This window comes from Capillimicrobium parvum, assembly GCF_021172045.1.
GTDB lineage: Bacteria > Actinomycetota > Thermoleophilia > Solirubrobacterales > Solirubrobacteraceae > Capillimicrobium > Capillimicrobium parvum.
The window spans coordinates 644,645-665,156 of sequence record NZ_CP087164.1; the positions used below are offsets into that span (position 1 = coordinate 644,645).

The window sequence follows — 20,512 nt, forward strand, 5'->3', positions numbered from 1 at the left end:
GCATTTCGCCCATGGCCTCGGATGACCTGCGGATCCCCGGTGCGCTGCGCGAGCGGGCGCAGCAGGTCATCGATGTCACCGACACCGCGTGCCGGGAGCATTCTCGATGAGGAGTACGGCCTGCTCGCCAGAGCTGTGGCGCGACTGCCGCGCGAGCGGCCCTCGCCGCTGACGCGTGCGGACGTGCGGATCTGCGCGGCGGGAGTCCGTAGCGCTACGAGGACGTGGCGCGTGGGGGCGTCAATGATCTGGCGGCGGCTACGCGAACGACGCAGTCGATCCGCGGTTGGGACGTCAGGGCGACGGCTCGAACCGCCGCCGGCGAACCGCTGCACTCGTTGCTCTCGCGCTCGCGCTTCCCGTAACAGCCGGATCACGATGTGATCGCTCCGCCGGCGGATGGCGGCCAGGATGCGGTCGAGTTGGTTGTCCGACACCATGGGTGCTGAGCGTCAGAGATGAAGATCGTCTCGCCGGGCAGCGAGCCCGTCGGCCACGGGCTCGCTGCACGGGATGGAACGTGGACCACGGCTCAGGAAGCGCTGGCCTCGTCCTCGATCGTGGTGGGCGCCTCGCCGCCGACGCCGATCTGGACGCGACGCGGACGGCGCTGCTCGGGCTTGGGGATGCGGACCTCGAGCACGCCCTTCTCGAACTTGGCGGCGATCTGCTCCGCGTCGATGCCCTCGGGCAGAGTCATCGAGCGCTGGAAGCCGCCGAAGCTGCGCTCGACGCGGTAGTAGCCCTCCTGCTTGTCCTCATGCTCGGTCTTGCGTTCACCGGAGATGGTCAGCGCCCGATCCTCGACCTCGATGTCGACGTCATTGGCGTCGAGACCGGGCAGATCGGCACGCAACACGAACTCGTCCTCGGTCTCGACGAGGTCCATCGCCGGCACCCAGCGCTGCGAGCCGGCGGTGCCACCCGTCCGGTCGGAGTCGAAGAACGTGCCGAACAGCCGGTTCATTTCGTTCTGGAGCGTCGCGAGCTCCTGGGCGGGTTCCCAACGAACGAGTGCCACGGGGGTCCTCCTTCCTCGATGAGGATGATCTCGGCTGCCCCGAAGCGTACAAATCTCAGTGGCGGCTTGTCAAGAAACCGCTGCGTCACGGAGCAGATGCGCACGGTGACTGGTTTGGGGGCGCGCGGCGATGCCGGGGGCCGGGGACGGGCTCAGGCATGCAGGGTGGGTCGGTAGGTGAGCTCTTGGATGCTGCCGTCGAGTGTCCGGCTCTCGATCAGCTCGAGGTCGAAGTCGGCCGCACCCTCAAAGATCGGGTCGCATCCGGTCTGACCGGTGATCACGGGGAAGAGCGTCACCTGGACGTGGTCGACCAGACCGGCGGCCATCAGCGCCCGGTTCATCGACAGGCTGCCGTGCGAGCGCAACGGCACCTCGGACTCCTCCTTGAGCCGAGCGACGACATCGACGGCGTCGCCGCTCACGACGGTCGCATCCGGCCAGTCGAGGGGTCCTTCCAGGGTGGTCGACACCACCGTGGCCGGCAGGCTCCTCATCCGGGTGACCCATGGGTCCCGCACGTCGGACTCCTCGGTGCTCGAGGCGAGCATCCGTGCGAACGCCCGGTACGTGTTGGCGCCGAAGACCATCCGCTGCTCCTTGCCGTACTGGGCGAGGCGGTGGGCGAGCAGCTCGGGGCCCTGCTTGCCCCAGTAGCCGGTCCAGTCGGCGCTGCTGTCGGCGGCGCCGAAGCCGTCGAGGCTGGAGAAGACGTCGAACGTGTAGGTAGCGGCCATGATGCTCTCCGTCGAGTGCAGTTGATCTGGTGCTGATACGGACCGCAGACCACGGCAGAGCTCATCGCCGTGCGGGATTCCCCTCATGGACAAGTGCGAGCGTCCGGTGGCGCGGCGGGAAGTTGCACCGTGACGCAGAGCCCGCCGGCGGCCCGCGGCGTGAGGGTGAGGGCTCCGTCGTGTGCTTGGGTGATGCTCCTGACGATCGCCAGGCCGAGGCCGACGCCTGCGTGGTCGGTGCGGATGCGTTGGGTGCCGCGGTGAAATGGCTCGACCAGCGTGGCGACCAACTGCGGGGTGAGCTTGTCGCCGGTGTTCTCGACGGTGAGCACCACGCTCTCGGGGTGAGCGCTGGTCGTGACCCACACGGTGCCCTGCTCGGGAAGGTTGTGGAGGATCGCGTTGTGCACGAGGTTCGTCGTCATCTGCAGCAGGAGGGCGGCCGAGCCGATGGTGGGCGTCCGGTCGCCCGAGGTCTCGATGGTCACGTCGCGCTCCTCTGCGAGGGGGAGGAGCGTCTCGGTGGCTTCCTCGGCGATGAGGGACAGGTCGACGGGTTCTCCGGCGAAGGACCGCTGGTCGGCGCGGCTGAGCAGGAGCAACGCCTCGGTCAGGTCGATCGCCCGCGTGTTGACGGCGTGGAGGCGGTCGACGAGTTCGTCGTTGCCGCGGTCTTGATCGTTGCGGGCGACGTCGAGGAGCGTCTGTGTGATAGCCAGCGGGGTGCGCAGTTCGTGGGACGCGTTGGCGGCGAATCTCTGCTGCTCGGCGACGTGTGCTTCGAGTCGCGCCAGCATGGTGTCGAAGGCGTCGGCGAGCTCGCGGAACTCGTCCTTGCGGCCCGGCAGCCGGATTCGGTGGGCGAGCGATCCGGTCGTGGCGATCCGTGTGGCATCGCTGATGCGGGCCAGAGGGGCGAGCATCCGGCCGGCGAGGATCCACCCTCCCACCAGACCGAACACGAGCAGGAACGCCAGCACCGCGGCTGCCCTCGGCGCGAAGACGTGCAGCAGGTTGGAGCGGACGGGAAAGACACCGGGAGTGACGCTGTCGGCGTTGACGAGCATCGCGCGATCAGGGACGTAGCGCAGGAGGAACACCCACACGGCGGCGAGCAGCAAGGCGCCGGCGAGCATGAGGAACCCGGCGTAGCTGAGGGTCAGCTTGAGGCGAACGCTCAACCCCGGGGATCTATCCACGGTCGCCTCCCTCGCGCCCGGTGTCCGGCTGGGTGCTGATGCGGTAGCCGACGCCCGCGACGGTGGCGATGATCCAGGGTTCGCCGAGCCGCTTGCGCAGTCCCGAGACCGTGATGCGCACGGCGTTGGTGAACGGGTCCGCGTTCTCATCCCACGCCCGCCCCAGCAGCTCTTCCGCGCTGACGACGCCGCCCTCCGCCGCGACGAGCACTTCGAGCACGGCGAACTGCTTGCGGGTCAGCGCGACGTAGCGGCCGTCGCGATGGACCTCGCGGCGGAAAGGATCCAGCCGCACGCCCGCGATCTCCCGCACCGGCGGCCGGTTGTGGGCGCGCCTGCGGTCGAGCGCTCTGAGACGGAGCACGAGCTCGCGCAGCTCGAACGGCTTCGTGAGGTAGTCGTCGGCCCCGAGCTCGAACCCGGTGGCCTTGTCGTCGAGGCGGTCGGCGGCGGTGAGCATGAGGATCGGCATGCCGCTGCCGGAGGCGACGATGCGCCTGGCGATCTCGTCACCGGTGGGGGCGGGAACGTCTCGGTCGAGGACGGCGATGTCGTAGGCGTTGAGGCCCAGGAGCTCCAAGGCGGCCGCGCCGTCGCCGGCGATGTCTGCCGCGATCGCTTCCAGGCGTAGGCCGTCGCGGATCGCCTCCGCCATATAGGGCTCGTCCTCGACGAGCAGCACACGCACGCTTCGAGGCTAACGAGGGCGCATATCGCCGGCGTATCGAAAACCACATACGTGCCGGCAACGTCACGCTGCCTTGACTGGAGGCGTGATGTACAGCGCACCAGCACGAACGGCGACGCGCCGGATGCGGATCCGCAGGGCCCGTGTCGCTGCCCTGCTCGTCGTCCTCGCGGCGATCGCCGCGGTCCTCGGCCACCAGTGGCCCGCGTCCCCGTTCTCGACGGCCGCATCGCCCGTCGACGTCCCTCGCAGCGCGCACCACAGTCTTCGCAGCGAGCACCGTGGCGCGCTCGACGAAGCTGACGGTGCCGTCCCCGGCGGTACGACCATCTTCGATGACCAGGTTCCGGGTGTCGCCAACCTCGATCCAGCGCTCCTCGGTGCTCTGCGCCGAGCGGCAACGGACGCCGCGCACGACGGGGTCCGGTTCCTCGTCGACAGCGGCTGGCGTTCCCCGGCGTACCAGGCGCGGCTCCTCAATGAGGCGGTCTCCAGGTACGGCTCACAGGAGGAGGCGGCCCGATGGGTGGCCACCCCCACCAGGTCCGCGCACGTGTCGGGGGACGCGGTCGACCTCGTGCTCCCTGCCGCGGCGTGGCTGTCCCGGCACGGCGCCCGGTACGGGCTGTGCCAGATCTACGGCAACGAGCCCTGGCACTACGAACTGCGCCCCGAAGCCACCGATCACGGCTGCCCGCCCACGTACGCCGACCCGACGCACGATCCAAGGATGTCCCAGTGACGAGAAGACCATGGCCGCCGGCCGCGCTTGCCCTGATCGCCCTGATCGGCGCGGGCTGTTCGAGCGGCTCCACCGCCGGCACCACCGAGAACGCCTCCCATCAGGACAAGGCGGTGAGGTTCGCCCAGTGCATGCGCGACAACGGCGTCGGCGAGTTCCCGGACCCGGTCGCGTCGGGCGGCCTGACGATCGATGGGGTCCTGAACGGCTCGTCGCTGGATCCGAGCACCCCGGCGTGGAAGAAGGCCATCGGCGCGTGCAAGGACCTGCAGCCCGCGGGGTTCACGGGCCACGAGCGCAGCGCCGCGGAGCAGGACAATGCCCTCAAGTTCGCCCGGTGCATACGCGAGAACGGCGTGAAGGACTTTCCGGACCCCACCAAGGGTGAGCCTCTCGTCGACACGAATCGAATCCCATCCTCCGCAACGAGCGGTGGCATGAGCATTCTCAATGCCGCGATGCGGCGATGCGGCGATCTTGTGGCAGCGGCACTGAGGGACCAGTGAAGCGCAAGACGTGGGTGCTGGCCGCCGCGGCCGTCCTGGTCGCCGCCGCCGCCATCGGCGGCGTGGTCGTCGTGTCCGGTTCGCCGGACGCGACCCCGGCCGCCCAGGAGCCGCCGACGAGCACCGTGAAGGTGGAGAGGGGAGCGCTTGCGGCCATGGTCTCCCTGGATGGGACCCTGACTTATCGGGCGCGATCGGACGGCTCGCCGTACTCGGTGATCAACCGGGCCCACGGGACGTACACCGAGCTGCCCGAGGCCGGTGACAAGGTGAGCTGCGGCGCCGTGCTCTACCGAGTGGACGACCGCCCGGTGCTGTTGCTGTGCGGCACGCTTCCGGTGTATCGCCGCCTGCGCGGGGGCGACGTGGGCCGCGACGTCCGTCAGCTCAACCGGAACCTGCACCAGCTGGGCTACGACGCCCATCCCCGCGACGATGCGTTCACGTCGCGGACGGCGGCGGCGCTCAGGAAGCTCCAGCACGACAAGGGGTTGTCGGTGACCGGAGCGCTCCGTGTCGACGATGCGGTCGTCCTGCCCAGGCCGGTGCGGGTCTCCAGGGTGACCGGCGCGCTCGGTGGATCCGCCCGGTCGGGTGCACAGGTCGCGCAGGGCACGTCCGACACGCTCGACGTGCAGGTGCAGCTCGACGCGTCCCAGCAGGGGGAGGTGAAGGTGGGCGACCATGCGCAGATCATGCTGCCCGGCCTCGAGTCGGTGACAGGAAGGGTCGCCCGCCTCGGGAGAGTCGCCCAGGCCCCCGCCGGGCAGAACGCCAATGCCGGGGCCGCGACGATCACGGCCTACATCAGTCTCGACACCCCGGAGAAGGCGCGCGGGCTCGACCGGGCCCCGGTCCAGGTGGAGATCGCGACCCGGGGAGTGGAGGGCGTCCTGAGCGTCCCCGTCCTCGCGCTCGTCGGGAAGTCCGGCGGCGGGTTCGCGGTCGAGGTCGTGCGCGACGGCGGCCGGCGCGAGCTGGTCGCGGTGAAGCTGGGTCTGTTCGACACCGCACGCGGGCGGGTCCAGGTCGAGGGCGATCTTCGCGAAGGCGATCCAGTGGTGGTGCCGTCGCTGTGAGCGGCGACTCTGTGCTGGAGCTCGACGGGGTGACCAAGGTCTACGACGAGCAGCCGCCGGTACCGGCCCTCCGGGGGGTGTCCTTCTGCGTCCGGCCGGGCGCGCTGGTGGCGATCGTCGGGCCCTCCGGGTCGGGCAAGTCCACGCTCCTGCACGTCATGGGGACGCTCGAGCGGCCCAGCAGCGGCGTGGTGCGGATCGCTGGGGTCGACGCGGCGCGTCTGAGCGACCGCGAGCTGTCGCTGCTGCGGGCTCGGGAGATCGGGTTCGTCTTCCAGCAGTTCTTCCTGGCCGAGCACGCGACGGTGCGGGAGAACGTCGCCGACGGGTTGCTCTACGCCGGCGTCCCCGCCGCCGAGCGGTACCGGCGCGCGGATGAGGCGCTCGAACGGGTCGGCCTCGCCGAACGCGCGAGCTTCAAGCCCACCAGGATCTCCGGAGGGGAGCGCCAGCGCGTGGCGATCGCCCGAGCCGTGGTCGGGCGCCCGGCGATCGTGCTCGCCGACGAACCGACCGGGAACCTCGACAGCACCACCGGCGCATCGATCATGGAGCTCATCCGCGAGCTCAACGCCGCCGGCGCCACCATCGTCATGATCACGCACGATGCGGGGCTCGCCGATCGGCTGCCGCGCCAGGTCCGGATGCTGGACGGCCGGGTGATCTCCGATTGCGGCTGACGGACGGGCTGCGCGTGGCGAGCGTCGGGCTGCGCGCCCGGCCGCTGCGCGCCGCGCTGTCGGCGCTCGGGATCGCGATCGGAACGGCGGCGATCGTGGCGGTCCTCGGGTTGTCCTCCTCCTCGCAGTCCGGGCTGCTCGCTGAGATCGACCGGCTCGGCACGAACATGCTGACGGTCGAGGCGGGGCAGAGCCTCACGGGGGAGGAGGCGACGCTGCCGCTCGAAGCGCCGGCGCGGATCACGCACCTCGACGACGTCGAGCTGGTGGCACACACCGGCCTGACGAAGGACGCGAAGGTCTATCGGAACCCGCTGATCCCGGTGGGCAACACCGGTGGCCTCCAGGTGCAGGCCACCAGCCTGAACCTGCCGTCCGTGCTCAACACCGGCGTCGCACGCGGCACCTGGCTCAACGAGGGCACCGCCCGCGAGCCGGTCGCGGTGCTCGGTTCCGCCGCCGCGCAACGACTCGGCATCGACCGGGTCCTCCCTGATCAGCGCATCTGGCTGGGCGAGCAGTGGTTCAACGTCGCGGGCATCCTGAAGCCCTCGCCGCTGGCGCCCGACATCGACAGCAGCGCCTTGATCGGCTATCCGGCCGCCCGGAGGTACCTCGGCTACGTCAGCCTGGTCCGCGGCGAGGAGAAGGCCGGCCCGCCGAGCTCGATCTACGTGCGCGCCGCCTCCGGGCATGAGGCGGCCGTGCAGTCGCTGCTCGCGCAGACCGCCAACCCCGAAGCACCGAACGAGGCGAACGTCAGTCAGCCGTCCGACGTGCTCACCGCCCGGGCCGCCGCCGCGGGCGCGTTCGACAGCCTCTTTCTCGGGCTCGGCGTGGTGGCACTGATCGTGGGCGCCGTCGGTGTCGCCAACATCATGATCATCTCGGTGCTGGAACGCCGCTCGGAGATCGGCCTGCGTCGCGCGCTTGGGGCGACGAAGGGTCAGATCCGGACGCAGTTCCTCGCCGAGGCGATCCTGCTCAGCCCTCATCGGCGGCGTCGTCGGCGTGCTGGCCGGGGCCGCGGCAACGGCCGCGTACGCCGGCTCGAAGAGCTGGGCGGTCGTGATCCCCGCCGAGGCGTGGTCGGGCGGCATCGCCTCGGCGCTCCTGATCGGCGCGCTCGCCGGCCTGATCCCGGCCGTTCGAGCGTCCCGGATGCCGCCGACCGTGGCATTGCGGACGGCATGAGCGGCAAGCGGATCCGACGATGCGACTGTCACAGACGGCGCCGCCATCTCGTCCAGGAGGGGACATGAGACGAAAGGAGCGGTCATGAAGGTGTTCGTAGCGGGAGCGACGGGCGTTCTCGGCAGGCAGCTCGTCCCGCAGCTGGTGGCGCGCGGTCACGAAGTGGTGGGGATGACCAGGACCGCATCGAAGCAGGACGAGGTGCGCAGCCTGGGAGCGCGCCCGGTCGTGGCCGACGCGCTCGACCCCGACGCCGTCGCCGAGGCGGTGGCGTCCGCCGAGCCCGAGGTCATCGTGCATGAGCTCACGGCGCTGTCCGGTCCGTTGAGCGTCCGTGACGCGCGACGCCCCGAGCGCTCCGTCGCGGCGACCATGACCAATCGACTGCGGACCGAGGCAACGGACCATCTCCTGGCGGCCGGCCGCGCCGTCGGGGCTCGGCGCGTCGTGGCGCAGAGCTTCGGGGCGTTTCGATTCGCCCGCACCGGTGGACCGGCGCTGAGCGAGGCCGATCCCCTCGATCCCGATCCGCCGGCGGCGCTGCGGACGGTGCAGGCGGGGTACCTCTACCTGGAGACGGCGGTGACGACGATCGAGTGGGGCGAAGGTCTCGCGTTGCGCTACGGCGGCTTCTACGGTCCGGGAACCGCGATCAGCCGGGCTCCGGACGCGGTGATGGCGGCGCCGATCCGCAAGCGGCGGTTTCCGATCGTCGGCGGGGGTGGCGGCGTCTTCTCGCACGTGCACGTCGAGGATGCCGCGGCGGCGACCGCGATCGCGGTCGAGCGCGGCCGGCCCGGTGTCTACAACATCGTCGACGACGACCCCGCGCCCCTGCGGGAGTGGCTGCCGGTGCTGGCGACCGCGCTGGATGCCAAGCCACCAAGGCGTGTCCCCCGCTGGCTCGGGCGGCTGGCGGCCGGTGAGGCGGCCACCATCATGATGACCGAGGCGAGGGGCGCCTCGAACGAGAAGGCCAAGCGCGAGCTCGGCTGGGAGCTGCGGTATCCGAGCTGGCGGCAGGGCTTCGCGCAGGGACTCGGGTGACGCGATGACCGGGGAAGAGCTCGACGAGCTGCGCCCGTCGGCGTTCGCGATCGCCTACCGGATGCTCGGCAGCGTGAGCGAGGCGGAGGACGCGGTGCAGGAGGGGCTCCTTCGCCTGCACCGGGCGCGCGAGGGCGGCGAGCGGATCGAGTCGCCGCGGGCCTACCTGTCGACGGTGGTCTCGCGGCTCGCGCTCGACCACCTCCGCTCGGCGGCGGTCCGGCGCGAGACCTACGTGGGCGAGTGGCTGCCGGAGCCGTTCGTGACCAGCGCCGACGATGATCCCGCCCGCAGGGCCGAGATGGCGGACTCGCTGTCGCTCGCCTTCCTCGTCCTGCTGGAGAGCCTGTCGCCCGAGCAGCGCGCCGCGTTCCTGCTGCGCGAGGTGTTCGGCGAGCCCTACGACAGGATCGCGGAGATCGTCGGCACGAGCGAGCAGAACGCCCGCCAGCTCGTGACCCGGGCGCGTCGCCACGTGGAGGAGCGGCGCCCCCGGTTCGAGGTCTCGCGCGAGCAGCAGGAGGAGCTCGCGGCCCGCTTCTTCGCTGCCGCCGAGGAGGGGGACCTCCAAGGGCTGGAGGAGCTGCTGGCCCACGACGTCGCCTTCTGCGGCGACGGCGGCGGCAAGGCGCCCGCCGCCGCACGAGCGGTCCACGGCCGCCGCAAGGTGGCGCGCCTGCTGATCGCGGGTCTGCGCACACTCGCCCGCCTGGGCGGCTTCACCATGCGCCGCGACGAGGTCAACGGCCAACCAGGTGCACTGTTCTTCGACCGCGAGGGCCGGCTGATCAGCGTGCTGGTCCTCGACATCGCGGAGGGCCAGATCCAAGGCGTGAACGCGATCGTCAACCCCGACAAGTTGCGCCACCTGGGGCCGGTGGGTGATCTGCGCGGGCTCCTGCGCGACCGAGGCCAGGGCGGTCCGTGATCAGCTCGTCGGCCACCCGCCGGCGGAGGTAGGGGTGCCATGGGCATCCCGCCGCCGTGCTCGCCGCCGAGCTCCGAATCGACCTGCGGCCGCCGCGGCGGGCCGGCATGCAGGCTTAGATCGGCTCGCCGCGGAGCTTGTCCGGCGGTCGGCGGCGGGGGGCGCAAACGCTGGTCTCGAGCTCGCCGTCCTCGTTGACCAACGTGATACCGCCGTACTCGATGCGCTCCATCCAGTCCTCGAAGGTGAGCGCGTCTTCTCCGTGTTCCTCGGTGTACTCGTCCTCCCAGGCCCCGGCGCAGTTGCACACGACGGCGAATGCGTCGCGTGCGAGGTCGCGATCGCGGAGGGCAAGGTCACGCAGCGCGATGTGGAGGTCCGCTGGATCGACCCCGCTCTCGTGAACCTGGCCGCGCACCAGCAGACGCCAGCCGGTTTCGTCGGATTCTGTGACGACAGGGCCGTCGCCGCCGATACGCACTCGCAGTCCGGCCATCAGGCTCGGCATTGTCTCAGTTCGCAGCGTTTGGTGTCCGAATGCGACACCCGCCGGGCCCGGCTCAGTCCTTGTTGTAGTCCCAGGTCAGCCAGTGCGACGGCGTCAGCGTCACGATCGTGCGCCCCTCGGCCATGATGGGGTCTACGTAGGCCGAGGCCTCGGGCCCGAGGTAGCGCACGAGGATCTTCTCGGTGACCTCGCGGATGAGCCCTTCGTCCTCGGAGAGCTCGGCGGTCGCGAAGCAGACGACGGACCGCGCCCCGGCTTCGAGTCCCTCGGTGAGCCGCGGGTCCTCGTCGACGCAGAGGGTGGCGTGGGCGTCCTCGCGCAGGTTGCGGACGTGGCGACGGCCGGCGCCGAGCGTGTGGAAGAAGCGGCCGCCTTCCCAGAGGTACCAGATGGGCGTTACGTGCCACCAGCCGTCGCCGCGGTTGCTTCCAAGGCGCCCGTCCTGCTTGATCGCGAGGAACGCGTCGATCTCCTGCGAGTCGAGTGCGTTCTCCTTCGTCGCGGTCGACTTGCTCCGTGGGTTCGGGCTCATGTCGGTGTCGCTCCTTCTGGCAGCCGGGTCGCGCGCACGCTACACGGGGACGCGTCCCCCGCCGAACCGTCGCTTTGACGACGCCGCGCTCGGGGCCTAGCCTCCAGCGCCTGACCATGTCTGCGGGCGACGAGACGCTCGCCGGCGCGTGGCGGGACGTCGTGCCGGCCGAGGAGTGGGACCTGTACGAGCGGGCGGGCTTCGGCCGCCCGGTCGGGCTCGGTCGCGCGCCCGCGGTGCTCGTGATCGACGTCCAGTACCGCACCGTCGGTGACGAGCCGCTGCCGATCCTCGAGTCGATGCAGCGCCACTACCGCACGAGCTGCGGGCAGACGGGCTGGGACGCGATCGGGCGCATGGTGCCCGTGATCGCCGCCGCGCGGGCCGCCGGCGCACCCGTCGTGTACCCGCACGTCGCGCCGAAGGGGTCGCTCGACGCCGGCCGCACGGGGACGAAGATCCCGTCGCTCATGGAGGTCGGCGGTCGCGGCTACGCGTTCGTCGACGAGGTGGCGCCGCACGACGGGGACCTGCTGATCCCCAAGCGCCACCCGAGCGCGTTCTTCGGGACCGCACTCGTCAGCCACCTGATCGATCTGAAGATCGACTCCGTGATCCTCCTCGGCTGCACCACGAGCGGGTGCGTCCGCTGCACCGCGGTCGACGCCTTCGCCTACAACTTCCACTGCGCGGTCGCCGAGGACGCGGTGTACGACCGCTCGCCCACCAGCCACGCGGTCAACCTGTTCGACCTGCAGGCCAAGTACGCGGACGTCATGCCGAGCTCCGACGTGGTGGCGTACCTCGACGGCCTGACATCGCGGAGGGAGGCGTCGTGACCCACGACCTCGTCGTGCGCAACGGGCGCGCCGTGCTGCCCGGAGCCGGGCTGTGCGCCGCCGACATCGCCGTCGCCGACGGCCGGATCGCCGCGGTCACGGCGCCCGGCGCCGCCGGGTCGGCGCAGGACGAGCTCGACGCGGACGGCCTCGTCGTCCTGCCGGGCCTCGTCGACCCGCACGTCCACTTCGGCCTCGGCCATCCCGACGACTGGGCGACCGAGAGCCGCGCCGCGGCGCAGGGCGGCGTCACCACGGTCCTCAACTACGTCCAGAGCTCGAGCCCGTACACCGAGGCCGAGCCGGCCGAGCGCGCGCTCGCCGCATCGACGTCCGTCATCGACTGGGCGACGCACCCGATCGTCATGAGCGAGGAGCATCTGCGCGAGCTGCCCGACCTCGTCCGCGAGCACGACGTCCACTCGTTCAAGTACTTCGCGAACTTCAAGGGCGATGAAGGCGCGTACATGGGCGTCGAGGGCACCGACACGGGCTTCTTCTTCGCGCTGTGCCGCGCCGTCGCCGCCTTCCCCGACGTCGTCCTCGCCGTCCACCCGGAGAACATCGAGACGATCTGGCGCATCCTGCCCGAGGTCAAGGCGACGGGCGCCGAGGGCCTGCCCGCCTGGAACGCCGCGCGGCCGGACTTCGTCGAGGCGCACGACATCTTCACGGCCCTGCTCTTCGCCCACCGCACGGGCTGTCGCATCTACATCCCGCACCTCACGAACCGCGAGGGCCTCGAGGTCATCCGCCGCCACACCGCCGACGGCTGGCGCGCCCACGTCGAGACGTGCCCGCACTACCTCACCCACACCGCCGAGTCGGACGTCGGGTCGCTCGGCAAGGTCAACCCGCCGCTGCGCACGCAGGACGACGTCGACGCGCTGTGGGAGGGGCTCGCGGACGGCAGCATCCAGACGGTCGGCTCAGACCACAACTCCCGCCCGCGCGCGAAGAAGGAGGGGTCGATCTGGACCGCCTCCGCCGGCTTCCCCGGCGTCAACACGCTGCTGCCCGTCATGCTCGGCGAGGGCCACCATCGCCGCGGACTGCCGCTCGAGCGCATCGCCGAGCTCACCGCGACGAACCCCGCCCGCATCTTCGGCCTGCACCCGACGAAGGGCAGCATCGTCCCCGGCGCGGACGCCGACCTGGTGCTCGTCGACCTCGACCGCGAGGAGACCGTCGACGCGTCGCGCAGCGAGTCGCGCTCGGACTTCTCGATCTACGAGGGCCGCCGGCTGCGGGGCTGGCCGGTGGCGACGCTCCGACGCGGTGCGGTCATCGCCCGCGACGGCGAGGTCCTCGCCGAGCCGGGCACGGGCCGCCACGTCCGCCGCGTGCCCGCGGGCGCCGCGGCTCCCGCGCTGGAGCCGAGCCGGTGAGCGCCAACCCCGCCGCCCGCCGCCTGCGCGAGCGCCTCGACCGGCCGGAGCTCCTCGTCGTCCCCGGCGTGACCGGCGCCCTGCACGGCCGCCTCGCCGAGCACGCCGGCATGGAGGCGATCTTCGTGACCGGCGCCGGCATCGCGAACACGGAGTTCGGCTGGCCGGACCTCGGGCTCGTGACGATGTCGGAGACCGTCGAGATGGCCGGCCGGATCGTGCGCGCCGTCGACCTGCCGGCGATCGTCGACGCCGACACCGGCTACGGCAACCACCTCAACGTCATGCGCACGGTCGAGGAGCTCGAGCGCCTCGGCGCCGCCGCGATCATGCTCGAGGACCAGCGGGCGCCGAAGCGCTGCGGGCACTTCGCGGGCAAGGAGGTCGTCGAGACCCGAGAGATGGTCGAGAAGCTCGTCGCCGCGGGCCGCGCCCGCCAGGACCCGGCGACGATCATCGTGGCGCGCACCGACGCGATCGCCACCGAGGGCCTCGAGCGCGCGCTCGAGCGCGCCGCCGCCTACGTGCGCGCGGGCGCCGACGTCATCTTCGTCGAGGCACCGCGCGACGAGGCCGAGCTCGCCGCCATCCCCGCCGCGGTCGACGTCCCCACCGTCGTGAACATCGTCGAGGGCGGCGCGACCCCGCTGTTGCCGGGCGCCCAGCTCGAGGTGCTCGGGTTCCGGATCGCCTTCTTCGCGAACGTCGCGCTGCGCGTCGCCGCGGCGAGCGTGCTCGACGCGTTCCGCGAGCTGCGCGCCGAGCGGACGACGAACGGCCTGCTCGACCGCATGCTGAGCTGGCAGGACCGCCAGGCGCTCGTCGGGCTCGATGAGTGGACCGCGCTCGAGGCGGCGATCGCCGAGGACGCCCGGGCCATCGCGGACGGGCGGGCTGACCGCGCCGCTCAGGTGAAGGCGGCGATCGCCGAGGACGCCCGCGGGCGCGGCTGACCGCGCCGCTCAGGTGAAGGCGGCGATCGCGCCCGCCACCGAGAACGCGAGGACGTCGTCCGCGGACGACACGGCGCGCACGCCGCCGTCAGCAATCAGCGGCAGCCAGGTGGCCGGCGCCCCCGCTCCCGGCCACCACGCCCACCACGCGGCGCCGTCCGGCTCGAACACCGCCACGATGCCGCCGCCCTCGCCCGGGCCCGCGACGACCCGGGACGCCGCAAGCGGGGTACGGACCGCATCCGGCCGCGACACTCCGGCCGCGAGCGGGACCGGGACCAGCGCGTGGCCCTGGCGCAGCGCGACGACGAGGCACGCCGGCCCCGCCGGGTCCAGCGCCGTCACCGGAAGCGCGACCGGCTGGCGATGGTGGTCGATGGTGTCGAAGCCGGCGAGCCGGGTGGGCATCGCGAGGGCGCCGTCCGGCCCCAGCGCCGCCGTCTCCACGGTCCCGGCGTAGAGGAACCCGACCGCGACCCGGTCCGTCCCGGTCGCGTCGCGGAAGCAGGCGAAGGTCGTGCAACGGTCACCCGCCACGAGCGAGCGCACCGGCGTGACCGCCGCGGCGGGGGTCCCGGGCGGCTCGTGCAGCAGCGCGCCGAGTCCCGCATGGACCTCGACGGCGCGCTCGCGAAGCAGCAGCACGCGCGACCAGCCGGACGCGTCCGGCGGCCCCACCCGCACGCCGCCGACCGGCGCATCCGCCGGGCGCGGCAGGCGGCGTCCGACGAAGCCGCCGACGCCGCCGTTGACGGCCAGTTCGACCTCCCCGTCGCCCGCGCACACCAGCATGCCGCGCCCGATGTCGTCCTGTGCGCCGGCGGCCAGCGACCGGGGCGCGAACGACGGCGGGCAGGAGAACGGCCGGGCCGGCGCGTACGGCGCGGCCGGGTCTCCGGTCGCGGGCAGGATCTGCACGCCGTCCGCCGTCGCGCACACGATGTCGAGGCCCGACGCGCCGAGGTTCGCGACGAACGTCTGCGACGAGCCGTCGGCCACCCCGCCGCTCGACCACACGAGCCCCTCGTCGAGCCGCGGCCAGCCCTCGGGGTTGCGCGGCGTGATGCGCACCGTCGCCGACACCGAGGCGGCGGCGGCCGACGCCGCGTCGATCGGGTCGCCCGCGTCGAGGACCGTCACCCAGCGCTCGACGCTGACCCGGACCCGGTGCGGCCCGGCGGTCAGCATCAGCCGGTCGCCGCCCTCCTCGATCGCCTCCCGCAACGGGGCGGTCCAGCGCAGCGTCCAGTCGGCGAGCGCGTCCAGCGCGCTGCGGATCGAGGCCCACGGATCGAACTGCGGACCCGATCCCAGGCCGCCGGGCCCGGCGAAGTACCGGGGCGCCGGCTGCGGCGCGTCGCCGCGGCGCTTCGGGCCGACGCGGTGCAGGCCCGCCGGGGGCGCGCCCGCCGCGAGGCGCGCGGTGAGGTGCTCGGTCGCGCGGTGCAGCAGCTTGGCGCGCTGCGTGCCCTTGCCCAGCAGCGCGTCGACGCGCTTGAAGTGGGCCGAGCGGCGCAGCGCCCGGCGGTGGACGGCGACCCGGGTCGGATGCATGCGGCGCCCGCGGCCCGGCAGCCTGTCCCAGAGCCGCGGGTGATGAGCCTTGACGAGCACGTCGTCGATCCAGACCTGGACGATCGCGTCGGCCGAGACGGTGTCGCGCAGCCAGTCGCTGACGGTGCGGTACTCGTCGAGGAGGGCCGTGAGCAGGTCGTTGCGCTCGTCGCCCGGGCGCCGTCCGCCGGGCGGCCGGTCGTCGCCCGGGACGGGGTCGACGTCGCCGCCGCCCGGCCGCGGCGGGTCGACGGGCTGCGGGTCCCGGCCCGGCCGCGGGTCCGGTCCGCCGGGGAGGCCGTCGCCCGGCCGGCCGGGGAGCTCCGGCTCGCCCATGACCGTGACGATGTCGGTCATGAGGTCCTCGAGCACCCCTTCGAGGATCTCTCGCGTCGGTCCGTCGATGCCCGGCGTGTACGCGGAGACGCCGATCGTCACGTCGAACCGGGCGACGTGGAGGTCGCGCCCGACGACGAGCGCCCCCGGGTCGTCCACCGCGATGCGATGCTCGGCGGCGGGGAGCACGACGAGGTCGAGCCACCGTGTGGCCGAGCGGCCGGTCCCCCCGGTCTCGGCCGCCGTGACCGTCACCCGGTGCGCGCCGCACGCCGCCCGGTCCGCGGTCACCGTGCCGGCGATCCGGTCCTGCTGGACGTGGAGGCCGGGCGGCAGGCCCTCCGCCGTCCACGTGCGGCCGCCCGCGCCGCCGGTCGCGGAGAGCGCCGCCGAGTAGGCGCGTCCCAGCACGGCGCGGGGAAGGTCCGCCGACGTGATCGCCGGCGCCTCGGGCAGGACGGTCAGCGAGAACGACGCCTGGCCGCCCGCGGTGCCGTCGGCGTCGGTGAGCGAGACGGTGAACGGGAACGCCCCGGTCTGGGTGGGCACGCCCTCGATCACGCCGCCGTCGCGCAGCAGCAGGCCGCCGGGCAGCGCCGAGCCGTCCGCGAGCCGCCACGCGTAGGGCGGCGTGCCGCCCTGGGCCAGGAGCGGAGCGCCGTAGGCGGAGCCCCGCTCCGCCGGCGCGACGTCCGCGGGCAGGATCGCGGGCGCGCCGGGCGCGACGGTGAGCGCCAGCGCCGCCGGGGCCAGCTCCGCGGGGACGCCGTGGTCGTCGAGCGCCTCGTCGGCGCGCACCCGCAGCCGGTACTGAAGCCCGCGCAGGCCCACGACGGTCGCCGGCACGCGGAACAGCTCGCGCGGCGCAGTGATCGGCGCGGCCGGCGAGAGCACGACGTCGAGCGCGCCGGCGGCGGCCGACGGGCCGGCGGCGGCGAACGCGTCGTCGGGCGCGCCGGCCGCCGGCACTCCGGTGGCCAGCGCGTCGGGCGGCAGGATCGCGCGCACGCGCAGCCCCGCCAGGCTCGCGTCGCCCGGGTCGACCCCGACGCGGACCTCGACGCTGTCGCCCTGCGCCGGGCTCGCGGCGCCCACCTCGATCGTCAGCGCGCCCATGGTCAGACCTCGACCGCCTCGACCGGGATGTCGCCGTGCGAGGAGTCGCGCAGGGCGACGCGCAGCCAGCGGGTGTCGCCGTCGAACGGGATGTTGTCCTCGTGGTCGAGCACCCGCGACGGCGACACGACGATCACGACGAGGAGATCCTCGTAGTCGGGGCCCACGAGCCCCGCCGTGCTGATCCCGACCAGCAGCGGCGAGGAGGAGGAGACGAGGTCGCCGTCGGAATCCTGGCGCAGGACCTCGAAGCTGACCAGGTCGAACCCCAGCGGGCTGGGGGACTCGGCCACCGGGCCGACGCTCCAGAACACGCGGAAGGACTGCTCGACGTGGTCGATCTGCTGGCCGTCGAGGATGACGTCGGCGCGCAGGAAGCGGTTGTCGTCGAGGCACTCGAGCGAGACCTCGACGAGGTCGAAGTCGTAGACCTGGTCGCGGCGGCGGACGACCTCCGTGCGGTCCCCCGAGCCGAACTCGTTGCGCCCGGTGAAGCGGAACGCGTTGTCGCCGACGGCCAGCTCGTCCGGGCCGGGCGGGAGGTCGAAGGCGAAGCTGCGCTGCTGGAACGGCTGATCCGGGCTGTCGTCCTCGTCGACCCCCGGACCCGACGCTTCGAGGGTCAGCGCGAAGCGCACGGTCACGTCGGCGCTGACCCGCGCCACGGATGCGCCGACCTGGTTCGGGCTGCGGTACCGGCCCGCGAAGCCGGCGGGGACGCTCAGCGCCACGTCGACCTCCGGTCGCGGCGCGACAACCGTCAGCGTGTCGCTCGCCGTCGCGGCGAAGTCGTTGTAGGCGACGGCCTCCACCCGGTGCGTGCCGGTCTCGGCGGGCAGTGAGGGGCGCGTGCCGCGGACGTCCTCGGCGTCGTAGGCCACGGTGGCGTCCGCCCGCAGCGTCGTCGTGCCGCCGCTCGGCGGGCGCGCGCGCAGCTCGCTGTGGGTCGCCCGCCCGGCCGTCCACGTCATGTCGGGCAGCTCGCGGCGCACGACGCGCGGCGGCGAGGCGCCATCGCCCGGCGCGGCGGCGAAGGCGAGGTCGCGCGCGACGGGCGCGACCGCCTCGAGCGTCTCGGCGGCGACCGACTCCCCCGTGCCGACGACCTCGTTGATCGGCTTCCACGCCCGCAGGACCAGGCGGTTGTCCCCGCCGGCGGAGCTCATCCGCAGGTCGGCGACGGCCTGGGCGATGGCGCCCTCCGCGTCGACCGCGAGCGTCCCCTCGCGCAGGTCGTAGAGCAGGTCGGCGCCCGCCGGCCGCTGGACCTCGAGCGTGATCCGCTCCGACTGCGAGGCGGGCCGGTGGTGCGCCACCGCGCCGCGCACGGTCCCGGCCTTGTAGATGACCTCCCGCTCCGGGCGGGTGAAGTCGAGCTCGTTGGCGCCGCTGAACCAGCTGTCCTCCCACGACGCGAGGCTGGCGACGAGCGGCTCGGGCACCACGATCTCGAGCTCGCGCGCGGGCGGCATGTCGTAGGCGACGCACTCCTCGGGGAGCGGGTCGCCGATCGCCAGCAGCTCGACGGTGAGCCGCGTGGAGCCCGGACCGGTGGCGCGCACGATCTGCCCGAAGTCGCCCACGTAGTCGGCCTGCGCGCCCGACGGCGCCGCGTCCGCGGGCAGCCAGAACTGCGCCACCGACGTGTCCTCGATCCGCGCGCGGATCCGGAAGGAGCGGCGCACGTTGTCGCCGGCCGGGCCGAAGAGGTCCGGCGGGTCCGAGAGGGCGGTGCGCTGCTGCACGACGATCGTCTCGATCGTCAGCTCGCCCGGGTCGACCGTCGCCGACACGTACGCCGGCATCGTCCGCGAGTCGTAGACCAGGGCCGCGTCGCCCGGCGGCACCGCGATCGCGGGCAGGCTCACCCTAACGTCGAAGCCGCCGACGAGCACGCCCTCGTCGTCGAGCCACTCGTCCTCCATGAGGATCTGGTCGCTCGCGACTCCGCGGCTGGTCAGCCCGAGGATCAGCTCGATCGGCTCGATCTCCAGGGGGATGTCCGCCGTGGCGAAGTCGAGGCCCGCCCCGAACAGCCCGGGCTCGCTGATCCGCAGCATGGCGCTGCCGGCCCGGCGCGCGAAGAGGTAGTCGCCGAGCCCCTCCGGGAAGCGGTAGCCCTCGGACTCGCCCCGGTACTGGCCGCGCCGCGCGAGGCGGTCCGGGTCGATCAGCCGCAGGGCCGGCGACGTGTCGTCCAGGTAGACCGCCTGGAGCGTCACGCTGAACGGCAGAGGCGTGAGCTCGGCATGGCCCCAGCGGTCGACGAACGGGCGCCGCGGCTGCTGCAGCAGAAGCGCGACGGACGGCGTCGTGGGATCGCCGAGGAACGTCGTGAAGTCGGCGCTCGAGACCAGCTCCGGGTGGCGCGCCCAGGCCGCTCCCACGCCGCCTGCCCCCTCCTGTGGCGGCACCGCGATGGTGAACGGCAGGCCGAACCGGCGCCCGACGTGCACTGGGCCCGGGGCGGCGGCCGTGATCTGCAGCCGGTTGGTGGCGACGCGCAGGGGCATCGAGCCGTCGGCCTCGCCGTCGCCGAGCTCCAGGACTCGAGTGACCATGTCCTGCGCCGCGGCCCAATTCCCGGCGGCGGTCAGGGCGGGCACGAGGAAGACCAGCATCGACCCCTGCCCGGCGACGACGTCGACGTACACGGGCCGGACGTACACGTCGACCGGCTGGGCGTGGCCGACGGCGCTGCCGGTCCTCGGGTCCAGCGGCTCGGCGCGGACCGCGGGGTCCAGGCCGGCATCGGGGCGCAGCGCCACGGCGTACGGGAACGCCGTGCCGTCGGCCAGGGCGATGCGGTGCAGCAGCACCGTCTGGCCGATGCGGTGCACCGACGCGGTCGAGACGGCGACGCCCACCTCGCCCTCGTTGAAGGTCGAGAACGGCGCGAACGTGATGGCCCGGCCGTCGTCGCCGATCGACATCTTGAAGGGCATGACCTGCTCGGCCACCTGGGGCGAGGTGCTGAACAACCGGTTGATCTGCGTCACGCCTGTGCCCCGGGCATGTGCGTGTCGAGCAGAGCCGCGGTCAGCTCCACCACCGCGGGACCCGCGGCGCGGCCGTTGCGGCTCAGCCACACCTCGACGACCTCCTCGCCGATCTCCTCGGGCAGCGCGACGTCGATCTCGCCGTCAGCGAACGGCCGCGGCTCGACCTGCCAGCGCGCGCGCCGCGTGACCAGCACGGCGACCGCATCGCCGGGCAGCGGGCCGTCGATCGTCAGGCGCAGGTCGCGGCCGAGCCGGGCGCGCCGGGCCGGTGTCCGGGGCAGCGGCGGCGGCGCGTCGTCCGCCGTGCTGTCCTGGCGCCGGCGCGCCGCGACCAGGTCGGCGAGGGTCGGCGTGCCGGCCCGTGCGCTCCCGCCGGCGCGTGGTCGATCCTCGACGATGCGCCGCGCGATCTCCCGCAGATCGAGGCCGGAGGCCTCGGACGCCATGCGACGAGCGTAACCGG

18 protein-coding genes and 1 pseudogene are annotated in these 20,512 nt (G+C 73.0%); 10 read left to right on the plus strand and 9 right to left on the minus strand.

Annotated features, from left to right (window positions below; genetic code table 11):
* Positions 1 to 532 precede the first annotated feature (532 nt).
* The 4 genes from DSM104329_RS03180 to DSM104329_RS03195 form a co-directional block, all read right to left on the minus strand.
* Positions 533 to 1,021, minus strand: a complete 489-nt coding sequence (locus tag DSM104329_RS03180) for an Hsp20/alpha crystallin family protein (protein ID WP_259313947.1) — start codon at positions 1,019 to 1,021, stop codon at positions 533 to 535.
* Positions 1,022 to 1,173: 152 nt separating this feature from the next.
* Positions 1,174 to 1,758 (minus strand): dihydrofolate reductase family protein, encoded by a 585-nt coding sequence (locus DSM104329_RS03185; protein WP_259313948.1) that lies wholly within the window; start codon positions 1,756 to 1,758, stop codon positions 1,174 to 1,176.
* 83 nt (positions 1,759 to 1,841) lie between these two features.
* Complete coding sequence (locus DSM104329_RS03190; RefSeq protein WP_259313949.1) at positions 1,842 to 2,957, minus strand: sensor histidine kinase; 1,116 nt, start codon at positions 2,955 to 2,957, stop codon at positions 1,842 to 1,844.
* Positions 2,950 to 3,645, minus strand: coding sequence for a response regulator transcription factor (locus DSM104329_RS03195; RefSeq protein ID WP_259313950.1), 696 nt, complete (start codon positions 3,643 to 3,645; stop codon positions 2,950 to 2,952). The genes DSM104329_RS03190 and DSM104329_RS03195 overlap by 8 nt, the downstream gene beginning before the upstream one ends.
* Before the next feature lie 124 nt (positions 3,646 to 3,769).
* Between DSM104329_RS03195 and DSM104329_RS03200 the strand changes: the two genes are divergently transcribed.
* From DSM104329_RS03200 to DSM104329_RS03230, 7 genes and pseudogenes are all read left to right on the plus strand, one after another.
* The gene (locus DSM104329_RS03200; RefSeq protein ID WP_259313951.1) at positions 3,770 to 4,387 is read left to right on the plus strand and encodes a M15 family metallopeptidase; all 618 of its coding nucleotides are present in this window, start codon (positions 3,770 to 3,772) and stop codon (positions 4,385 to 4,387) included.
* Complete coding sequence (locus DSM104329_RS03205) at positions 4,384 to 4,893, plus strand: hypothetical protein (RefSeq protein WP_259313952.1); 510 nt, start codon at positions 4,384 to 4,386, stop codon at positions 4,891 to 4,893. The genes DSM104329_RS03200 and DSM104329_RS03205 overlap by 4 nt, the downstream gene beginning before the upstream one ends.
* Positions 4,890 to 5,972, plus strand: a complete 1,083-nt coding sequence (locus tag DSM104329_RS03210; protein ID WP_259313953.1) for a peptidoglycan-binding protein — start codon at positions 4,890 to 4,892, stop codon at positions 5,970 to 5,972. Before DSM104329_RS03205 ends, DSM104329_RS03210 begins: the two co-directional genes overlap by 4 nt.
* Positions 5,969 to 6,652 (plus strand): ABC transporter ATP-binding protein, encoded by a 684-nt coding sequence (locus DSM104329_RS03215; protein WP_259313954.1) that lies wholly within the window; start codon positions 5,969 to 5,971, stop codon positions 6,650 to 6,652. Before DSM104329_RS03210 ends, DSM104329_RS03215 begins: the two co-directional genes overlap by 4 nt.
* Positions 6,643 to 7,846: pseudogene (locus DSM104329_RS03220) on the plus strand (ABC transporter permease). The gene DSM104329_RS03215 and the pseudogene DSM104329_RS03220 overlap by 10 nt, the downstream one beginning before the upstream one ends.
* 84 nt (positions 7,847 to 7,930) lie before the next feature.
* Positions 7,931 to 8,893, plus strand: a complete 963-nt coding sequence (locus DSM104329_RS03225) for an NAD-dependent epimerase/dehydratase family protein (RefSeq protein WP_259313956.1) — start codon at positions 7,931 to 7,933, stop codon at positions 8,891 to 8,893.
* Positions 8,894 to 8,897: 4 nt separating this feature from the next.
* Positions 8,898 to 9,821 (plus strand): RNA polymerase sigma-70 factor, encoded by a 924-nt coding sequence (locus DSM104329_RS03230; protein ID WP_259313957.1) that lies wholly within the window; start codon positions 8,898 to 8,900, stop codon positions 9,819 to 9,821.
* Between the two features lie 115 nt (positions 9,822 to 9,936).
* Here the strand turns inward: DSM104329_RS03230 and DSM104329_RS03235 are convergent, their stop codons facing one another.
* Positions 9,937 to 10,317: a hypothetical protein gene (locus DSM104329_RS03235; protein ID WP_259313958.1), complete on the minus strand. Its 381-nt coding sequence runs from the start codon at positions 10,315 to 10,317 to the stop codon at positions 9,937 to 9,939.
* Positions 10,318 to 10,381: 64 nt separating this feature from the next.
* The gene (locus tag DSM104329_RS03240; protein WP_259313959.1) at positions 10,382 to 10,861 is read right to left on the minus strand and encodes a pyridoxamine 5'-phosphate oxidase family protein; all 480 of its coding nucleotides are present in this window, start codon (positions 10,859 to 10,861) and stop codon (positions 10,382 to 10,384) included.
* 116 nt (positions 10,862 to 10,977) lie between these two features.
* On the opposite strand from DSM104329_RS03240, the gene DSM104329_RS03245 reads away from it, so the two are divergent.
* Genes DSM104329_RS03245 through DSM104329_RS03255 form a run of 3 tightly spaced genes read left to right on the plus strand, consistent with a single transcriptional unit; the run spans position 10,978 to position 14,041 of the window.
* The gene (locus DSM104329_RS03245) at positions 10,978 to 11,700 is read left to right on the plus strand and encodes an isochorismatase family protein (protein ID WP_259313960.1); all 723 of its coding nucleotides are present in this window, start codon (positions 10,978 to 10,980) and stop codon (positions 11,698 to 11,700) included.
* Positions 11,697 to 13,088, plus strand: a complete 1,392-nt coding sequence (locus tag DSM104329_RS03250) for a dihydroorotase (RefSeq protein WP_259313961.1) — start codon at positions 11,697 to 11,699, stop codon at positions 13,086 to 13,088. The genes DSM104329_RS03245 and DSM104329_RS03250 overlap by 4 nt, the downstream gene beginning before the upstream one ends.
* Positions 13,085 to 14,041, plus strand: coding sequence for an isocitrate lyase/PEP mutase family protein (locus DSM104329_RS03255; protein ID WP_259313962.1), 957 nt, complete (start codon positions 13,085 to 13,087; stop codon positions 14,039 to 14,041). The genes DSM104329_RS03250 and DSM104329_RS03255 overlap by 4 nt, the downstream gene beginning before the upstream one ends.
* Before the next feature lie 9 nt (positions 14,042 to 14,050).
* Here the strand turns inward: DSM104329_RS03255 and DSM104329_RS03260 are convergent, their stop codons facing one another.
* The 3 genes from DSM104329_RS03260 to DSM104329_RS03270 are packed head-to-tail and all read right to left on the minus strand — an operon-like array spanning position 14,051 to position 20,495.
* The gene (locus DSM104329_RS03260; RefSeq protein WP_259313963.1) at positions 14,051 to 17,047 is read right to left on the minus strand and encodes an Ig domain-containing protein; all 2,997 of its coding nucleotides are present in this window, start codon (positions 17,045 to 17,047) and stop codon (positions 14,051 to 14,053) included.
* A gap of 2 nt (positions 17,048 to 17,049) precedes the next feature.
* Positions 17,050 to 20,046 carry a hypothetical protein gene (locus tag DSM104329_RS03265; RefSeq protein WP_259313964.1) on the minus strand — a complete coding sequence of 999 codons (2,997 nt, stop codon included), beginning with the start codon at positions 20,044 to 20,046 and terminating at the stop codon, positions 17,050 to 17,052.
* Positions 20,043 to 20,495 (minus strand): hypothetical protein, encoded by a 453-nt coding sequence (locus tag DSM104329_RS03270; RefSeq protein ID WP_259313965.1) that lies wholly within the window; start codon positions 20,493 to 20,495, stop codon positions 20,043 to 20,045. The genes DSM104329_RS03265 and DSM104329_RS03270 overlap by 4 nt, the downstream gene beginning before the upstream one ends.
* Positions 20,496 to 20,512: the final 17 nt, after the last annotated feature.